We start from the raw sequence: 15,676 nt of genomic DNA on the forward strand, positions 1-15,676 counted from the left end.
GCCGCGTTCGCCGGCGATGTGAAAGCGACCGTTTTACGCGCCATCAGGGTCACCTACTCGTGCTCGACGGCGCGTCGCTCCCATCGACTGCGTGCCCGACATGCGGCCGTGACACTCGGTCCAAGCACCAATACGAATTGATTCGGCATTAATTCTGAACTACGTCTGGACCACGCGCTCTATTGACAGGCGATTACTGGAATCGGCGGTTTCTTGACCGGGCCCGGCTCTTGGCAGATGCTTGGGCTTGTCCTGATCAGGCGGGGAGGGAACATCTCGTGCGTGACGATTTCACACGGGTGCACTACGAGCGTTTGGCTGACAAGTACGATGAGAACTGGGCGTACAGCCCAGAGTTCATTAGGTGGATGACCGGAGGAATTCAGGAGCGGTTGCGTCTCGACCCAGGCGATCGAGTGATCGACGTGGGGTGCGGAACGGGCCTGTACGCGCGTGGCTTGGCCGAACACGCGAGCACGGTGATCTGCGTCGATCCCTCCCAGGCCATGCTGGAGCAACTTCCTGCCGACGACCGACTGATTCCACTGCATGCGGGCGCCGAAGACCTCGCCGAGAAGCGCATACAACTACCGCATGACGGCTACGACGCGATCCTGCTCAAAGAGGTGGTTCACCATGTCGCCGATCCGTCGGCGGTCCTCGCCGGCCTGATCCGGCTCCTGCTGCCGGGCGGGCGGATCCTCGTGGCCATGTTGCCGACGAGGATCGAATACCCGCTGTTCGACGCGGCCCTGAGACTCTTCCGCCAGCGGCAACCCGATCCCGAGGACATCGCAACCGCGATGCGCGACAGTGGCTTGGCCGCGGAACTCACCTACGACGAGTTCCCGCTAGCCTTCACCGCCGACCGCTATATACGGATGGTCCGCAGCCGCTACATGTCGCTGCTGTCGAGCTTCGACGACACCGCACTCGAAGCCGGGATCGACGAGATCCGCCGCAGGCACCCCGGCCCCGAGCTGCGCTTCCCCGACAGGTTCGCCTTCGTGCTCGGGGCGAAGGAGTGAGCTTCGAGCTCGACACTCGCCTACGACGGTTACGCAACGAGCTCGATGACCACTCCCGAGTCGCCCGCCATCTGGGGCTGGACTTCGAACGTCCGATCAAGTCTCTCGGCGACGGCTACCCAGAGAACGCGATCGCGCTGGTCGGTAAAATCACCGAGCGGATCCTCAAGCAACTGTGGCGCCACCACAACGTCCCTGGCGATCCGGGCGGGAAATCGCTCAACGAGCTGATCAAGGGCGCACAGCCCCACATACGCAGCGGGGTTGTCCTAGACGCCCTGCGCGACATTCAGCGGCTACGCAACCGGTCCACCCATGACGGTTACGAGATCGCCGACGAGGACGGGCTCACCGCGGTCCGGCGGCTGTTGGATGTGCTGGCCTGGTTCAGCAGCACCGGCAGCGGCATTCTGAGTGGGGACATGCCCAAGCTCGCCCCTGATGTGGCGGCCAAGGCCGAGTTCCTTGCCGGGCTGTACCTCACGCTCGGCTATAGGCCGGTGAAGCGGTTTGAGCTGTCCCGCAACACGGTCTATCAGCTGTTCTTCCGAGAGCGTGGCCTGCGCGGCGAGTACGTTGAACTGCTGCTCAGCAAGAACATTGACGACGTGGTCCAGGTGCTCAACTCCTCCGGCGGGCAACTGCTCCAGACCAAGCTCCCGAAACTCACCCGATTCCTGATCCTTGAGGAAAACGGCACCCAGCAGGCCCCGGGACCGCTGGGCGAGGACTATCGAGTCCTCACCTACGACCGATTCATGGACGCGTTCATCGATATCGATCGATATCTGGTCGACGTCATCGGGGCGTATCCGGACCTGGCCGCCACCGACCGGCTGAGGCTGTCCGGGGATCTCCTCACCACCGACCAGCACACCGGTGAACAGCGAGTTTCCCAGGTTGGCTCGGCTGACGAGCTGCTGGACCAGGTTGCCGAGGTGGGCGGGAACGTGCTGATCGTCGGCCGGTCGGGCAGCGGCAAGACAACACTGCTCAAGCACCTGGTCGCGAGGTCGGCAATGGCCCGGCGGCGCCGCTACCGCTTCTACTTCGATATGAGCCTGAAGCAGCGCGAGGAGACATTCCGTGAGTTCGTCACCCGCGTGCTCGCGCCGTACATGGAGGTGGAGAACACCTACGTCTTCGAGGTGTTCCACTACTTCGCGCGCTCCGGCTCGGTGCTGTGCGCCCTCGACGCGATCGATGAGGCGGTGCCGTCGGTGACCCAGGCCGGTTTCCTGGATCTGTTCGCCGAGCTCGCCCAGGTGCTGACGGCCGAGTCGGCGGTCATCACCTCCTCACGGGTGTCTTTCCTGGAGGACTCCCCACAGGCACGTCGGCTGCTGGACGGCACCGCCTTGGTGTCGGAGAAGTTGGTCCAGCAGCTCCACGCTCAGGGCGTGAACCCGCTGCAGGTACCGCGCTTCTCCGCGCTGCGTCTGCACGATGCCGTCGCCACCGCCTCGCCCCTGGAGATGCACCTGGTCGGCGAAGTCGGCCATACCCACCACGAGTTCTCTCATCTGACTGAGCTGGCCTGGGCCCACACTGCCCAGGTCACAGCGGCCGCGAGGCTGGAGAATATGCTCCCCTCCCTGGTCGCGTACTTCGGTTCGGCCTTCCTGGTCGGCCAGACGATGTTCACGTTCATCGATCTGGTCAACGACCTGGGGATCGATCTGTTCGAGGGTGGACGGCTGACCTTCGAGGCGTTGCGGCTCCGCGCTCTTTTCCGGCCCGCGGGCCCGTCCGCGGTGGCCTTCGTCCACTCGGCGTATCAGGAGCTGCTGGCTGCCGAATACCTCCGGGACCCCGCACATCGCGAACTCGCGCTGGAGTCCGGTTCCCTCCCGCGGCTCACCGAGCAGGTGCGGGAATTCCTGCACCGGCGTTCCCGCCAGGCCGCGCCTTCTACTGGTGAGGGGTGCGTTCTGCCTGCGGGGGTCTATCTGGTCGGGCCGAGTCATCATCTGATGCTGCGCCGCATCGATCGGCCGATCCGTTTCGACCGTTTCCCTGTCACGGTCGCCCGTTACAACCGCTTCCTGGAGGCGGTCCGCCAGGACGGCTCACGCCAGTGGGATCACCCGGACCAGCCGGCCGAGATCTCCCACGAGCCGTGGCAGGACCGGCTGCGGATCCCGGACTACTTCACCGACCCGGCCTACCAGAACTATCCGGCGGTGTGTGTCGGCTACTGGAGCGCGTATGCCTTCGCCCGCTACGAGGGCAAGCGCCTGCCCACCTCTCTGGAATGGGAGGCCGCGGCACGGGGCACCGACGGGCGGCTGTTCCCCTGGGGCGACGACATCGACCTGAACATCGTCAGCTGCGCAGACTCCTGGAGCGGCCGGAAATTGATCACCTACGAGGCGTGGCGGGAGGAACTCGACCGCGGCCGTCTGGCGGAGGCGATGCCCGGCCCGGTCGACGCTCACCCTGGCAACATCTCGCCGTACGGCCTTCGCGAGATGGCCGGCAACGTATGGGAGATCACGGCAACGATGCTGGACCACCGCGACGAGGTCGTCATCTGCGGTGGTTCCTACGACAACCCGTACCGGGCCGTGCAAGCCTCTTCAAAAGGGCTCGCGCGCCGGAACGGCCGCAGCAACGTGATCGGCTTTCGATGTGTCGAGGATGCGTGATGAACGGCGAGCCGAACTCCACACCCGGCGGTCAGCAGTTCGGGTACATCGCCGAACGCATGCCGTACGGCAGCGGCTATACCGGGCGGCTGAGCACCTACGTCGTCCATGACGCCGAATCCGGCACCGACCACACCTTCATGTACGCCGACATCGTGACCGAGGGATTCCGCACCCTCCACATCGGGGAACGGGTCAGGTTCCTGGTCGACCCGGACGAGCCCGACCGGGCACGCTACATCATTCGTCTCGACATGCCTGAGGTGGAGGACTACTACCGGTGAGCCGTCTGGAACGGCAAGTCCTGATCGCGGTTTATCCCGCTCGCTTCCCCGCCACTCCGACGTGGGAATCCGGGCCGTTGATCCTCCAGCACGGGCACGTCCGCTCCACGGCCGAGGCACGCAGCCAGTACTACAGCGCCAAGGCCGCGCGCATCCTGTATGGCGATGCCGAACACCCGCAGCGCTGGCACGACACCACCTGCCGGGTCGTCGGTGATGTGGAAGTCACCGGTGTGGAAGCCCTCCAGGCGAGGTTCCCGGACGCCCGCGGGCTGGTTGCCATCCATCTGCGGCCCAGGACCGGAACTCTGATCCCGCTCCTACGAGGATTGGCCGGACGCAGGGGCGCGCCGCCCATCGGCTTCGACCCACAGGTGATCCTGGACGGGCAAGCGGTGATCGAGCTGGATGCACGTCCTTTCACGGTCTCATTCGTGACCGCAACCAGGCAGGGGCTCCCTCGCCTGTATCTCCAGCCCCGCTATTGGCGCTGGACCTCCACCAACCAATGGCTGTGGAGCCTGGGCTCGCGCAGCACGTTCGCCGACTATCCACCCGACCCCAGAAACCTCGAACCGCGTGACGACGAGGTCATCCGGCTTTCCAGCGATTGGCATGCGGTCGTGCTCCGCGACGGCATGGCCATTGTCGGCATCCGACCCGATCACGGGCCGCAGGACCCGTTCTTCGGCTACGCGGAGGTGTATCTGCGGTCCATCTACCTCGACGCCATTCTTCTAGGGCTGCTGCAACAACAAGTGATCACCAGCTTGGAAGAGCGCGCGGTCGCTGCGCTCGACTCTCCGTTGAAAACAGCGATGCCCGATCTCGAACGCCAGGTAAACATTTTCCGCAGGCACCTGTGGGCGCAGCACCTGACCCCACATGGGGTGCCCAACCGGCTGCTGTCCGCCTACCAGCGCCAGCACATGCTCGCCGGACGCTACGAGCAGATCATTTCGGACATCAGTGACTTCAACCGCCTCATCCGGGAGGAAGAGAGCCGCTACGTCAACAGCGCCATCGTGGTGTTCACCCTCGTCACCGTGCCCGCCGGGATCGCCCTGGCGCTTCTGCAGGTCATAGAGACGGACAATCCCTGGTTGTACGCCACCGTGGCGATTGCCTGCGTCGTCCTCATTGGGCTTCTGCTGTCCACCCGATCGGCCCGCACGGCTCTGCAAGCGCTACGACGCCGGTTCACCCCATAAGGGTGAACCGGCCTGACCTCCAGCCAGTCGAAGCTGCCGTGGGCGGTTCGCGCTGCCCTGTCCGTGCTGGCCCGGGGACTGGCGAATGCGGTCTTGATCCAGAAGCAGGCACTGGAGAAGCTGCTGAAAAGCGGACTGGTTCACGTGGTGAGCTCAAGGAAGTCCCGGACGATCGGCACTTTCCGGTGCACGGCCAGCTTCTCCCGCAGCCCGGCCAGCGTTGCCGTGGACCTCGCCGAATCGACCCCGCCCAGGCAGCGGACCGCATGCTCAGCGACTGCGACTGCCTGATCCAGATCGCGGAGCGCCAGATGCGCGTCCGCGGCCCGGGCCAGGTAGATGGCGTGCGTACGGGGGTACTGCTCGTCACCGGCGTAGTTCGCATCAATGGCGGCCTTGAAGCGCGCGATGGCCTCGCGGGGGTCACCAAGCTCCAGAGCTGACGAGCCGGCGATCATTTCGACCTCGCCCAGATCCACCCAGTACAGGTAGGGCGGGTCATCGGGATGAGCATCCATCCCGAGAAGGTCGCGAGCTTCGTGGAGGGCTCGGGCGCACGCTTGCCGGTCGCCGGTCTTCGAGTAGGAGCGAGCGGCTCGAGCGGTCAGCATCGCGCGGAAGCGCGGCGTCGCCTTGTTCTTCGTCTGAACCTGCGCGGCCTCTAGGAGCGAGGCCGCATCCCGAGGATCGCCTGCGGTGTAATGCTGAATGGCCCGGAACGACAGAGCGTACGCACCCGTCAGCGCGTCGCCGGCCGTTGCGGAGGCTCGTAGCGATGCGTCGAAGTAGCGCTCGGCCTGTGCGTGGAATCCGTCGTCGAAGTGCACCCATGCGCAGCAGCGAGCTGCTTCCGCGGCGGCGGCGTACAGTCCCCGGCCGGTTGTCTCGTCGAAGCGGGCTTCTTTGAGCAGTCCGACGATGAAGTTGAACTCGGCGATCGCCAGGTCGCGGAGCTGTGAGCTGCCCAAGGCGTCATCGAGATGGCGGAGGTGGTCGAGCCGGTGTTCCAGGTGATCCACCATCGCCGGAGTGACCTGACGACGGCCAGTAGAGGTCGGCCTGGTCATCGCGTCTACGGCATCCTGCCAGCCATTGACCGACGCTCCCAACGCCGCCGACGTCATGGTCAGGAACTTACGCCGGTCCACCAGGCCTCCCACTGCGAGATCGGTCAGCACCTCCACGGTAGCTGTCTGATCGCCATAGGTGTGAGCCCCATTCGAGCCGTCGCATGCGGTGGCCAACCATTCTGGCCACGGCATCGTCTTCAGGACGGAAATCGGTACACCGTGGAGCACGGCCATTGCCTGCTGGGCTGAGGGTTCAGGTACCGCCTGTCCCGATTCCCACCGGTAGATCTTCTGCCGTTGGTGCGCCAGCGCCCCCAGACGGAGCGACCGATGGACTGCGTCGAGCTCACGGGCGTAGGCGGTCATCGAAAGACCGAGCTCGCCGCGCAGAATCGCCAGAGGATGCTTCCCGAGCGATCCCGTCATGAGGCTGCTCCCTGGTGTGAATGCCGGCGGATCAACCATCTCGCACCAGGCCCACCCCGCCCAGCTGCTTTGACGCAAGAGACTACGCGTGGTCGGCGAGAGACTACAGCCATTCTCTGGCAGCTCCGCGGTCTCCGGGTTTTCATAGCCAGCAGTGCGACCGAAGGAAGACGAGCGCCAGCGCAACGGTACGTTCCGAGCGTCCGTGGCGCGTTCTATCTGACCCATTCAAGGAAGGGTGCCCCTTACGCCATGGTACTGAGCCTCGACCCTCGCTGGCTGTCTCGATACACGGCGCAAGGCCTGGTCGAGGACGCTCAGTTCCCCTGTGTGTTCTGCGCCATTATCAACGGGGAGGTCGAAAGTCACGTTATTGCGGAGACGGCGGACACCTTGTGCTTTTTGGACCACCTGCCGGCAACGTACGGACACACACTGATCATCCCCAAGCAGCATTGCCGGGACCTATTCGATATCTCGGACGATTTCTTTCAGTCGGTCATGGCGACCGCGAAGCAGGTGGCGAACGCCCTGCGCATGACGTGTTCGGCATCCGGCGTCAACCTTGTGCATGCCAGCGGTCTGGCCGCCCATCAGACCGTGTTCCACTTCCATATGCATGTCGTGCCGCGCTACGACGGCGATTCGATCGTTGTTTTTCCTCGGCTGGCTGATCCCGCCCGAAAGCACGAGGTAGCACAGCGCCTGCGCGCAGCGCTCCTTGACCAGTTACCGCCCACTGGACCAGCAGAAAGCAGCGCACCGTGACAATTTCACACGACGCCGCCCTCGCCCAGTTCACCGAGCAGGGCTTCGTGCTCATCAAACAGGCCGTACCCGATGCCGTCGTCAAGACATTGGACAATGCCGTCCTGCAGCTCACCGACGACCGGGCCCCGGACCTGACGCACAGCTCGTTCAATACGAACCGCGCCCTGACGCAGGTGCGCAACGCCGCGAACATCATCGCTGAGTACCAGTTGCTTTTCGTGTGCCGCGACTTGATGTCAGTCCCATACCGGATTCTCAACGGGTCGATCCAGGTCCTGGGCAGCGAGGTGCTGCGCCGGGAGGTCTACCAGCGGGCCCACGAGCCATGGCACCGCGACTCCGGGGCCTTCCTGGAGCGTCCGTACGACGAGGTGAACGGGCCGCTGCATCTCAAAGCGCAGGTGTTCTTCACCGATACGCGGCCGAAGGACAGCGGCAATCTCGTGCTCATCCCCGGCTCCCACCGGTGGCCCGTGGACCACAAGGACGATGACTACTGGGAGTCGGCGAACGACGCTCTCGCTCAGGGAAGTGTCCCGGACGGCGCCCTGATCGTTCACGCGGAGCCCGGCGACGCGGTCATCTTCGGCAACACCATGTGGCATGCCGTCCTGCCCAATCTGACCCAGGAGCGGCGCAGCGCGATCATCCGCTTCGGGCAGGCGTGGCTACGTCCCTATGACCATCACTGGGACCCGGCCACCGCAGCCGACCACCTCTCCCCTGAAAACCGGCTGCTGCTGGGCTACTACTCGAACGAGGTCAACCCGGTGGACTTGTACAAAGAGGCCACGGCAACGCACAGCTGGGCTGCACAATGACCGACTCGACGCGAATCGTCACCGTGCTCGGCGCGACGCGCAACTTTTTCAAGGTAGGCCACTACACCCTGCGGCGACTTGCCGTTGACGCACCGCAGTTGACATTGCGTCTGGCAATTCCTGAAGCTCAGATCGCCGGACGCGCCGTACACGGTATCGATGTGCAGCTTCGCGACTGGGAGCCGGGGGATCCCAAAACGTTGGTGGAGGCGTTGTCCGGCACCGACACCATGCTGATGGTGCCCCCCATCGACCGCCGCGTCGAAATCGGTGACATGTATCTGCGGGCAGCTCAGAGGGCCGGCGTCAAGCAAATTGTGTGCCTGGGCATCCAGTTCACCCCGGGACAGTGCGCCATGGCCGAGGAAGCGGCAACGCTCGAAGTCCTGCTGCAGGAATCCGGGATCGAGTACGACCTCGTCTCACTGCCCATGTTCCTGGAGAACATCCTCTATCAGTGCCAGTCCATCGCCGAGAACGGGTCGTTCTCCTTCCCCGCCGACGCTGACTGTCCGTTTTCGTACATCAGTTGCGACGACGCCGCCGCGCTGTTCTGCCGGAAGATCCTCTCCTCTGGGTCTATCGACCTGAGCGGCACGTTGATGAGCCATCATGCGCAGGCGACCTGCGCCGAGTGGGCCTTGGCCCTCCAAGCGGCGACCGGGCGTCCGATCACGTTCAAGCGCCAGGATGACGAGCACTTCCTGGCGAGCCTTGGCAAGTACGGGATGCGCCGGCCCGCGGCTGCGCAGGTGCTCGGTCTGTGGAAGCGGATCAGCGCTGAGGGGGACGCTACGCCGACCCGGGTTGCCGAGCGGCTCATGGGCCGCCCAACCACCGACCTGGTGGCTTGGACGCAGGCCCACGCGTGCTGCTTCGGCCCCGGGTTCGGGTCCTGTCCCCACCCGCACCCGCCGATACAGCACATGTTCGGGCCCGCATGAGGCCACGCGGCAGGAACGGTAAGTCAGACCCGGCGGCTGCTCTGGGTCAACCGGACCGACGCGCTCGCCAGTAGCGCAGACCGCTGAGGAGGTATCGCATGACTCTCACAAACTGGAGTCGCAACGTCACCATCGCCGACCAGGGCCACTGGACGAGAATCACGTCCTTGGAACAGCTGGAGTCGATGCTGGCGCACGGGGAAGCCAAGGTGCGCATCCTTGGGTCGAGATTCACCTATCCCAGGCAGCTCCACTGCCCGGACGGCACCCGCGGCATCGTCCTGGACCTCCCTGGCCGCGGAGTGTGTGACCTGCGCGGAGAATACCTGTGCGTCACCGGGGATACCGTGCTCGACGACGTGTGGCAGATGTTCGACAGGCACGGGCTCGAGCTCGACACTTGCCCACCTGTGATCACGGCTCAGACGGTAGCCGGCGCCCTCGCCACGGGCACCCACGCACAGGGCCTGTCTGGCGGCACGCTCTCCGACTGCGTGTCAGTCATCGAACTCATGGATGGCAACGGCGTCCTGCACCGACTCACTCCGGCCGACGACGCCTTCGAGTCCGCCATCCTCAACCTCGGGTGCCTCGGTGTGGTCGTCGGCCTAGAGCTTCGCGGTCGCCCTACGGCCCAGCTGTGCTGCAGCCGCGTCACCGTCCCCGAAGACAGCCTGCCCGAGCGCTACCTGGCCTGGAACCGCGAATCCGCGGCCGCCAAGTGCTGGTGGTTCACCGAACACCAGGTCGCGCACGCCTGGATCACACACGACGGTGCCAACCCGCCTCGCGACTTATACACCGCCCACCCCGCAGACCTGGGCGACGTCGTGGCCCGCACCCGCCGTCATCTCATGGCCGACATCGGTGACGGCCAGGGCCGTACACCTGCCACCCGAACCCTGGAGAAGTTCCTCGGCGTGGCCGACTCGAAGGGGACGCTCTACGAGATATTCAAGAATGGTATCCCGGCACCCCAGCTGAACATGGAGATCGCCGTCCCCTTGGACGCCTTCCCCGAAGCCTACGCCTCCCTCAAAGACCTCCTGCGCGCCTCGCCCTACAAGCTCCACTACCCCGTCATCCTGCGGACCACCGGGCGAGCGCGCGGCCACCTGAGTCCCACCCGCGCGGTCCCCAGCACCTACTTCGGCTTCGTGTCGTACATGAACGCCGAAGGCCGGATCACCGCCGCCCGCCCGCTGTTCGACGACATCCAGCGCCTGTTGTACGGCCTGGGCGGCCGACCGCACTGGGGCAAATACTTCACTCCGCAACTGGTGCGCGACGCTGGCACCAACGGATTCTCGCAGTTCCGCCGGGCCATAGGCAGATTCGACCCCCGCGGACGCTTTCAGAACGACACCTTCTACCGCACGCTAGGACTTCCCAGCGAATGACGCCGCACCTGGGCGTGAACCTCGCGCCATGGCTCCCTGTCCGGACCTTATATCGCGCATACCGACTCGAGGTGGCGGGATGCACTCACGTACGGGCGCACTGCAGCGTCCTGTGGTGAGAACGCCCAGGCGTAGACATTCCTGGCCCGTTTTTGGGCCTGTCGGCGATCCTTAAAGACCCACGGTTCTGTCAGTGCCGGTCGTCACAATGAGCAGCATGAAGGAGAACTCCACGGTGCCGGCCAATGTCCTGGCTGATGAAGACGCCTATCTGCAGGCGGTCGCGCAGGCGCGTACTGCTGCCGAGGCGTACTACGGGTCCGGCGAGCCCAGTATGGACGATGAGACCTACGACCGGCTGCTGCGCGCGATCACGGCCTGGGAGGACGAGCACCCCGACCTGGTCGCGGGGGATTCCCCTTCCCAGCAGGTCGCGGCCGGGGTGACCACCGGTGAGGCCGAGCACACGGTGCGGATGCTGAGCCTGGGCAACGTCTTCTCGGACCTGGAACTGAGGGCCTGGGCCGCCTCGCTGGAGCGCCGACTGGGTGGGCGTGCAGTGACCGCCTGGGCGGTGGAGCCCAAGTTCGATGGTGTGGCCCTAGCCGCCCGTTACCGCAAAGGCCGACTAGTCCAACTGGTCACCCGGGGCGACGGGACGACCGGTGAGGACGTGTCCCACGCGATCGGGGACATCATCGGCCTGCCCACGACCCTCACCGAGCCGATCACGGTCGAGGTCCGAGGCGAGGTCCTGATGACACAGGCCCAGTTCGCCGCAGCCAACGAGCTGCGGGCCGCACACGGGGCGCCGGTGTTCGCCAACCGCCGCAATGCCTCGTCCGGGTCGCTGCGGGCCAAAGACCGCGCCTACCACATCGGGCAGACGTTCCTGGCCTACGCCGCCCTGACCGGCCCCGAGCACACCAGTGACCCCGCCCTGGAGAATCTGTCCCACACCCGGCTCGTCGCGCGCCTGGCCGACCTCGGGTTGGGTACCACGGTCGACACGCCGGTCGCCACCCGCTCCTACACCGCTCTGGAGCAGGTCCTGGCCCGGGTTCAGGACATTGGCACCCTGCGCGCAGTTCTGGATTTCGAGATCGACGGCGCCGTCATAAAGGCCGACGAGCCCACCGACCAGGTCCAGGCCGGCACGGGTTCACGCACCCCGCACTGGGCCATTGCGTTCAAGTTCCCCTCCGCCCAGAAGATCACCGTGCTGCGTGCGGTGGAATGGAGCGTGGGCCGCACCGGCGTAATCGCCCCACGCGCCGTCCTCGACCCGGTCGACGTCGCAGGCACGACCATCACCTACGCCACGCTGCACAACCCCGCCGACATCACCCGCCGTGGCCTGCTGCTCGGCGACCACGTCATCGTCTGCCGCGCCGGCGAAGTCATCCCCCGTGTCGAAGGCGCCGTCACCACCCTGCGCAACGGTGACGAACAGCCCATCGCTTTCCCCCAGGTCTGCCCGCGCTGCGGGGCCGATATCGACCGCACCCAGGAACGCTGGCGCTGCGTCCGGGGCCGCGCCTGCGGCCAGATCGAAGCCATCCGCTACGCGGTCGCCCGTGATGCCCTGGACATCGACGGCCTCGGCGAGAAGATCATCATGCAGTTGGTCGACAAGGGCCTGATCGAGGACTTCGCTGACCTGTTCACCCTTACCCGCGACCAACTGCTGACCTTGGATCGCATGGGTGCGAAAAGCGCCGACAACCTCCTGACCGCCATCGACGCCGCCAGGAGCAAACCGTTGAACCGGGTCTTCTGCGCCCTCGGCATACTGGGCACCGGACGCTCCATGTCGCTGCGCATCGCCAAGCACTTCGGCTCGATGCAGGCGGTGCGGGACGCCGACGCCGCGGCGCTGGAGCAGGTCGACGGAATCGGCAGCGAGAAGGCTTCGGTCATCGTGGCGGAACTGGCCGAGATCGCCCCGGTGATCGACAAGCTCGTGGCCGTGGGGGTGAACATGACCCAACCCGGCGTCCCCTCCGCTGCCGCTGATGGCGCGCAGGATGGGGGAGTGGAGTCCGGGGAAGCAGGAGAAAGGCGGCCGTTGGCCGGGATGACGGTGGTGGTGACCGGAGCGATGAGTGGGCCCCTGGCGGAGTACTCCCGCACCGAGATGAACGAACTGATCGCCCAGGCGGGGGGCCGCGCGTCCTCCAGCGTCTCCGCGCGCACACACCTGGTCGTCGTCGGCGAGAACGCCGGCAGCAAGCTCGACAAGGCCCGCACTCTTGGCATCAAGACCATCACGCCCGAGGAACTCGCCGAGCGCCTCGCCACCTACCTGACCTGACCTTCCCGGCGCAGCGCGCCTCCTCGGTCGCGGCGCGCATGAATTCGGCGCGGGGTACGCGGATTCCACTGTCATTCCTCCAGGTCAGGTGGTGGGCCACCGGCGGCGAGAGGAGCCTCAGCATCGGTTGGCGCCCTGGCCAGACCTCCTCCAGTACGGTCCCGGGCGGTCGGTGTCAGTCAGCGGGTTCTTCTTCGGGGATGTCGGGAAGTTGCCGGAGAGGCGGGCGGGGCGTCCCCGGCGGAACCAGGACCATCCCCTCACCCCAGACCAGCCGATCACGCATACCGCTGTCCTCGGCGTTGTCGTTACGTTGCCGTTCATCGGTGTTCTCTCCGGCGTCGAGGTATAGCCTGGTCTCGGGGTCCTGCCCGATCGCTTGGCGGTATGCGCGCAGGAAGTCGGGATCCTCGGCCGGATCCACCTGGTGGGTTTCGGCCCACTGGCTGTACATGTCGTTGTGGATGCGATCGGCGTCCGCGCCGACGATTTTCATAGGTGTTTCACTCCGTCCCGGGACGAGTCGCGTGCGGGGGGTGAAGGCCGTCGCGACCTGGTCGCGGCGGGAGGTCCACCAGTGCAACAGCCGCTCACCGGAGACCACAGCTCGTCAGGGCCGTGGTCGCCTTTGTCATAGTGCCACTGCAGCTGCCAGAAGTCGCTCGCGCGTTTCCACTGCGTCAGGCTTCCCCCACTGGTACATCGACGAGCTCCTTGAGTGCGAACACTCCCTGCGGGGTCACTGATCAGGAGTCGGTTTGCTGTGCTGTACGCCGATATGGCCGAGCGCCACCTGAGAGCGATGAGCATGCCTGCCGACCTCGCCGAAGAGCCCCGCGATCCTTCTCGATCTCTCCCAGATCTCGGCGATCCGGGCCATCGGATCGTCGCCGGAGTCGTCACTGAGAAGGTGCCGCTTCGGCAAGGCCGAGATCTCGGTTTGCACGTGTTCGGCGAGGACCGCGGCCGCGGAGGCCATCTCTCCCAGTAGTCGCTCCGACTCTCGCAGCGCAGTCATGTCCAGCTCGCGTCGTTCGCGCGCGACTTGGACCAGGTCGCCGAAGCGTGTGTAATCGCCAGGATCCATCACACCTACAACATGCCGCATGATCGATGAGACTGCCTCGGTTCCAGCGAGACAGGCACAACTCCGCGCGAGGCTCGGCCCTCTGGCCCGGTGGGAGCCGCCGTGCACGGACAGCATCGCATACGCCATCAGCACTGCGGCGAGCACGTTTTCCTCGGCGACGTTGGGCCGGTCCAACCAACGGTCCTGTCTTCTTTGGCTCTGTGGCAGATTGGGTGGCGACGGAAGATTGGATCACCAAGAATGGCTACCTGGACGTCGGCGACCTGTACGAACCGCCCTTCAAGCGTCTGGGCGACCCCGATGTGGTCTTCCGTACGAGCTCCGACGTCGACGTCATCGCCGACGTCCTGAAGCTCGTGAAAGGGACCGCGATCCCGGCGGACGCCGAGGCCAGTTGACGGCCGCAGCGTGCGGCATGCTTAGAGGGTGCGCTGACCCGGGGCCGCGCACGGACCGACCGATGGGGGAGCGGGAAACGCGAGAGAGCCCTCCTCGGCTGAGGGAGGGCTCTCTCGGTCTGGCGCCAGATCTCAGGAGATCAGGTGTCGAGGGTGCCGGTCTTGAGTCCGGTCAGGAACGTGGACCACTCGGCCGGGGGGAGGAGCAGGGCCGGGGTGGTCGGGGTTTTGCTGTCTCTGACCGCGACGAGGCTGGGCAGGTTCGACGCGACCTCGACACAGTTGCCGTTGTCGGTGCTGTAGGTGCTCTTGCGCCACTGTGCGCCCAGGATGTCACCCACTTTGGCTCACCGCTTCCTGTATGAGGTGGAGTGACTGTTTGAATGGTAGGACTTCAGCGCGGATCGCGTCATACCTGGCGACGAGTTCCGTGATAATCGGCCGGTACTCGATCGTCCGTCCGCTCGGTTGCGCGTCTGTATAGGCAGCGTAGGCGGTTCCGTTTCGTTCGGCGATGATGAAGCCGCCTGCCAGCCCGCAGTGTTCTCCGGCGTCGTAGGGCACGATCTGGATGGTCACGTTGGGGCGCCGGGCGACCTCCAGCAGGAATCCCAGCTGCTCCCGCATGACCTCCGCGTTCCCTACGCGACGCCGGATTACAGCCTCGTCCATGAGGAACGTGGCCGCAGGAGCCCTGTCCCTGTGCAGGATCGCCTGCCGCCGCATGCGGCTGGCGAGCCGGTCTTCGACCTCCTCGGAAGCGATGCCGGGGGCTGCGGAGATCATCGCGCGCGCGTACGACTCGATCTGAAGGAGACCGGGGATGAGGACGGGCTCCCAGCTGCGGAGCGTTTCGGCCTCGTCCTCCTGTTCGAGCCAGGGCTTGAGGTGCTCCGTGGCCTTGTCCCACGTCGCGGCGATGTAGAGCCGCATCATGGTGCCGTCCAGGCCGAGGGCCTTGTCGCACGCCCTGGCGAAGTCGTCGGTCGGGGGACGTCGGAGGGTTTCGACCATGGCGACCAGCGACTCCGAGAAGCCCATGCGCGCGGCGAGCGCCCGTTGGGTGAGCCTGGCCGCCTCCCGGTGCCGTCGCAGCTCGGCGGCGAAGAGGTTGCGCGGGGATTCGCCCGGATGTGGGTCTTTGATGGGGGGCATATCGCTCCTTTCTACCTGAATTTCGACGATATTGATGTGCTCACGGGCTCCTCACAGAAATGTGATCCTATGTACGAGCTAAACGCTCCCGATCGTAGCTCTCCGTCGCCACTCTG

15 protein-coding genes are annotated in these 15,676 nt (G+C 65.5%); 10 read left to right on the forward strand and 5 right to left on the reverse strand.

Going from position 1 to position 15,676, the window contains the following annotated elements; all coding sequences use genetic code 11:
* Positions 1 to 230 precede the first annotated feature (230 nt).
* From AB0H21_RS12575 to AB0H21_RS12590, 4 genes are read left to right on the forward strand one after another with little or no spacing between them, the layout of a single operon-like run.
* The gene (locus tag AB0H21_RS12575; RefSeq protein WP_358515425.1) at positions 231 to 1,028 is read left to right on the forward strand and encodes a class I SAM-dependent methyltransferase; all 798 of its coding nucleotides are present in this window, start codon (positions 231 to 233) and stop codon (positions 1,026 to 1,028) included.
* Complete coding sequence (locus AB0H21_RS12580) at positions 1,025 to 3,676, forward strand: SUMF1/EgtB/PvdO family nonheme iron enzyme (RefSeq protein WP_358515245.1); 2,652 nt, start codon at positions 1,025 to 1,027, stop codon at positions 3,674 to 3,676. The genes AB0H21_RS12575 and AB0H21_RS12580 overlap by 4 nt, the downstream gene beginning before the upstream one ends.
* Entirely contained in the window at positions 3,676 to 3,960 is a 285-nt protein-coding gene (locus AB0H21_RS12585) for a hypothetical protein (RefSeq protein WP_358515248.1), read from the forward strand. The genes AB0H21_RS12580 and AB0H21_RS12585 overlap by 1 nt, the downstream gene beginning before the upstream one ends.
* A complete protein-coding gene (locus AB0H21_RS12590; RefSeq protein WP_358515250.1) occupies positions 3,957 to 5,171 on the forward strand; it encodes a hypothetical protein in 1,215 nt (404 codons plus the stop codon). The genes AB0H21_RS12585 and AB0H21_RS12590 overlap by 4 nt, the downstream gene beginning before the upstream one ends.
* Before the next feature lie 140 nt (positions 5,172 to 5,311).
* On the opposite strand, the gene AB0H21_RS12595 is transcribed toward AB0H21_RS12590, so the two are convergent.
* On the reverse strand, positions 5,312 to 6,667 hold the full coding sequence (locus AB0H21_RS12595; protein WP_358515253.1) for a hypothetical protein: 1,356 nt from the start codon (positions 6,665 to 6,667) through the stop codon (positions 5,312 to 5,314).
* Positions 6,668 to 6,919: 252 nt separating this feature from the next.
* Here AB0H21_RS12595 and AB0H21_RS12600 point away from each other — a divergent pair, with 252 nt between their 5' ends.
* From AB0H21_RS12600 to ligA, 5 genes are all read left to right on the forward strand, one after another.
* Positions 6,920 to 7,435, forward strand: coding sequence for an HIT family protein (locus tag AB0H21_RS12600; RefSeq protein ID WP_358515256.1), 516 nt, complete (start codon positions 6,920 to 6,922; stop codon positions 7,433 to 7,435).
* Entirely contained in the window at positions 7,432 to 8,259 is an 828-nt protein-coding gene (locus AB0H21_RS12605) for a phytanoyl-CoA dioxygenase family protein (RefSeq protein WP_358515259.1), read from the forward strand. Before AB0H21_RS12600 ends, AB0H21_RS12605 begins: the two co-directional genes overlap by 4 nt.
* A complete protein-coding gene (locus tag AB0H21_RS12610) occupies positions 8,256 to 9,203 on the forward strand; it encodes a hypothetical protein (protein WP_358515262.1) in 948 nt (315 codons plus the stop codon). The genes AB0H21_RS12605 and AB0H21_RS12610 overlap by 4 nt, the downstream gene beginning before the upstream one ends.
* Positions 9,204 to 9,301: 98 nt before the next feature.
* Positions 9,302 to 10,603, forward strand: coding sequence for a D-arabinono-1,4-lactone oxidase (locus AB0H21_RS12615; RefSeq protein ID WP_358515265.1), 1,302 nt, complete (start codon positions 9,302 to 9,304; stop codon positions 10,601 to 10,603).
* 217 nt (positions 10,604 to 10,820) lie between these two features.
* Positions 10,821 to 12,917 (forward strand): NAD-dependent DNA ligase LigA, encoded by a 2,097-nt coding sequence (gene ligA, locus AB0H21_RS12620; RefSeq protein WP_358515268.1) that lies wholly within the window; start codon positions 10,821 to 10,823, stop codon positions 12,915 to 12,917.
* Positions 12,918 to 13,092: 175 nt separating this feature from the next.
* Here the strand turns inward: ligA and AB0H21_RS12625 are convergent, their stop codons facing one another.
* The gene (locus AB0H21_RS12625; RefSeq protein WP_358515271.1) at positions 13,093 to 13,413 is read right to left on the reverse strand and encodes a hypothetical protein; all 321 of its coding nucleotides are present in this window, start codon (positions 13,411 to 13,413) and stop codon (positions 13,093 to 13,095) included.
* 243 nt (positions 13,414 to 13,656) lie between these two features.
* Positions 13,657 to 14,181 carry a hypothetical protein gene (locus AB0H21_RS12630; RefSeq protein ID WP_358515274.1) on the reverse strand — a complete coding sequence of 175 codons (525 nt, stop codon included), beginning with the start codon at positions 14,179 to 14,181 and terminating at the stop codon, positions 13,657 to 13,659.
* Between the two features lie 38 nt (positions 14,182 to 14,219).
* On the opposite strand from AB0H21_RS12630, the gene AB0H21_RS12635 reads away from it, so the two are divergent.
* Positions 14,220 to 14,405: a hypothetical protein gene (locus tag AB0H21_RS12635; protein WP_358515277.1), complete on the forward strand. Its 186-nt coding sequence runs from the start codon at positions 14,220 to 14,222 to the stop codon at positions 14,403 to 14,405.
* A 140-nt stretch (positions 14,406 to 14,545) separates the two neighbouring features.
* On the opposite strand, the gene AB0H21_RS12640 is transcribed toward AB0H21_RS12635, so the two are convergent.
* Positions 14,546 to 14,746 (reverse strand): DUF397 domain-containing protein, encoded by a 201-nt coding sequence (locus AB0H21_RS12640; protein WP_358515280.1) that lies wholly within the window; start codon positions 14,744 to 14,746, stop codon positions 14,546 to 14,548.
* Positions 14,739 to 15,560: a helix-turn-helix transcriptional regulator gene (locus AB0H21_RS12645; protein ID WP_358515283.1), complete on the reverse strand. Its 822-nt coding sequence runs from the start codon at positions 15,558 to 15,560 to the stop codon at positions 14,739 to 14,741. The genes AB0H21_RS12640 and AB0H21_RS12645 overlap by 8 nt, the downstream gene beginning before the upstream one ends.
* Positions 15,561 to 15,676 lie beyond the last annotated feature (116 nt).

The organism is Sphaerisporangium sp. NPDC051011, from assembly GCF_040653595.1.
In the GTDB taxonomy this organism is placed as follows: domain Bacteria; phylum Actinomycetota; class Actinomycetes; order Streptosporangiales; family Streptosporangiaceae; genus Sphaerisporangium.

Coding starts and splice junctions, on each gene's coding strand:
- AB0H21_RS12595 (WP_358515253.1), bottom strand. CDS start 6,667: ATGACGGGATCGCTCGGGAAGCATCCTCTGGCGATTCTGCGCGGCGAG.
- ligA (WP_358515268.1), top strand. CDS start 10,821: ATGAAGGAGAACTCCACGGTGCCGGCCAATGTCCTGGCTGATGAAGAC.
- AB0H21_RS12600 (WP_358515256.1), top strand. CDS start 6,920: ATGGTACTGAGCCTCGACCCTCGCTGGCTGTCTCGATACACGGCGCAA.
- AB0H21_RS12645 (WP_358515283.1), bottom strand. CDS start 15,560: ATGCCCCCCATCAAAGACCCACATCCGGGCGAATCCCCGCGCAACCTC.
- AB0H21_RS12625 (WP_358515271.1), bottom strand. CDS start 13,413: ATGAAAATCGTCGGCGCGGACGCCGATCGCATCCACAACGACATGTAC.
- AB0H21_RS12610 (WP_358515262.1), top strand. CDS start 8,256: ATGACCGACTCGACGCGAATCGTCACCGTGCTCGGCGCGACGCGCAAC.
- AB0H21_RS12615 (WP_358515265.1), top strand. CDS start 9,302: ATGACTCTCACAAACTGGAGTCGCAACGTCACCATCGCCGACCAGGGC.
- AB0H21_RS12585 (WP_358515248.1), top strand. CDS start 3,676: ATGAACGGCGAGCCGAACTCCACACCCGGCGGTCAGCAGTTCGGGTAC.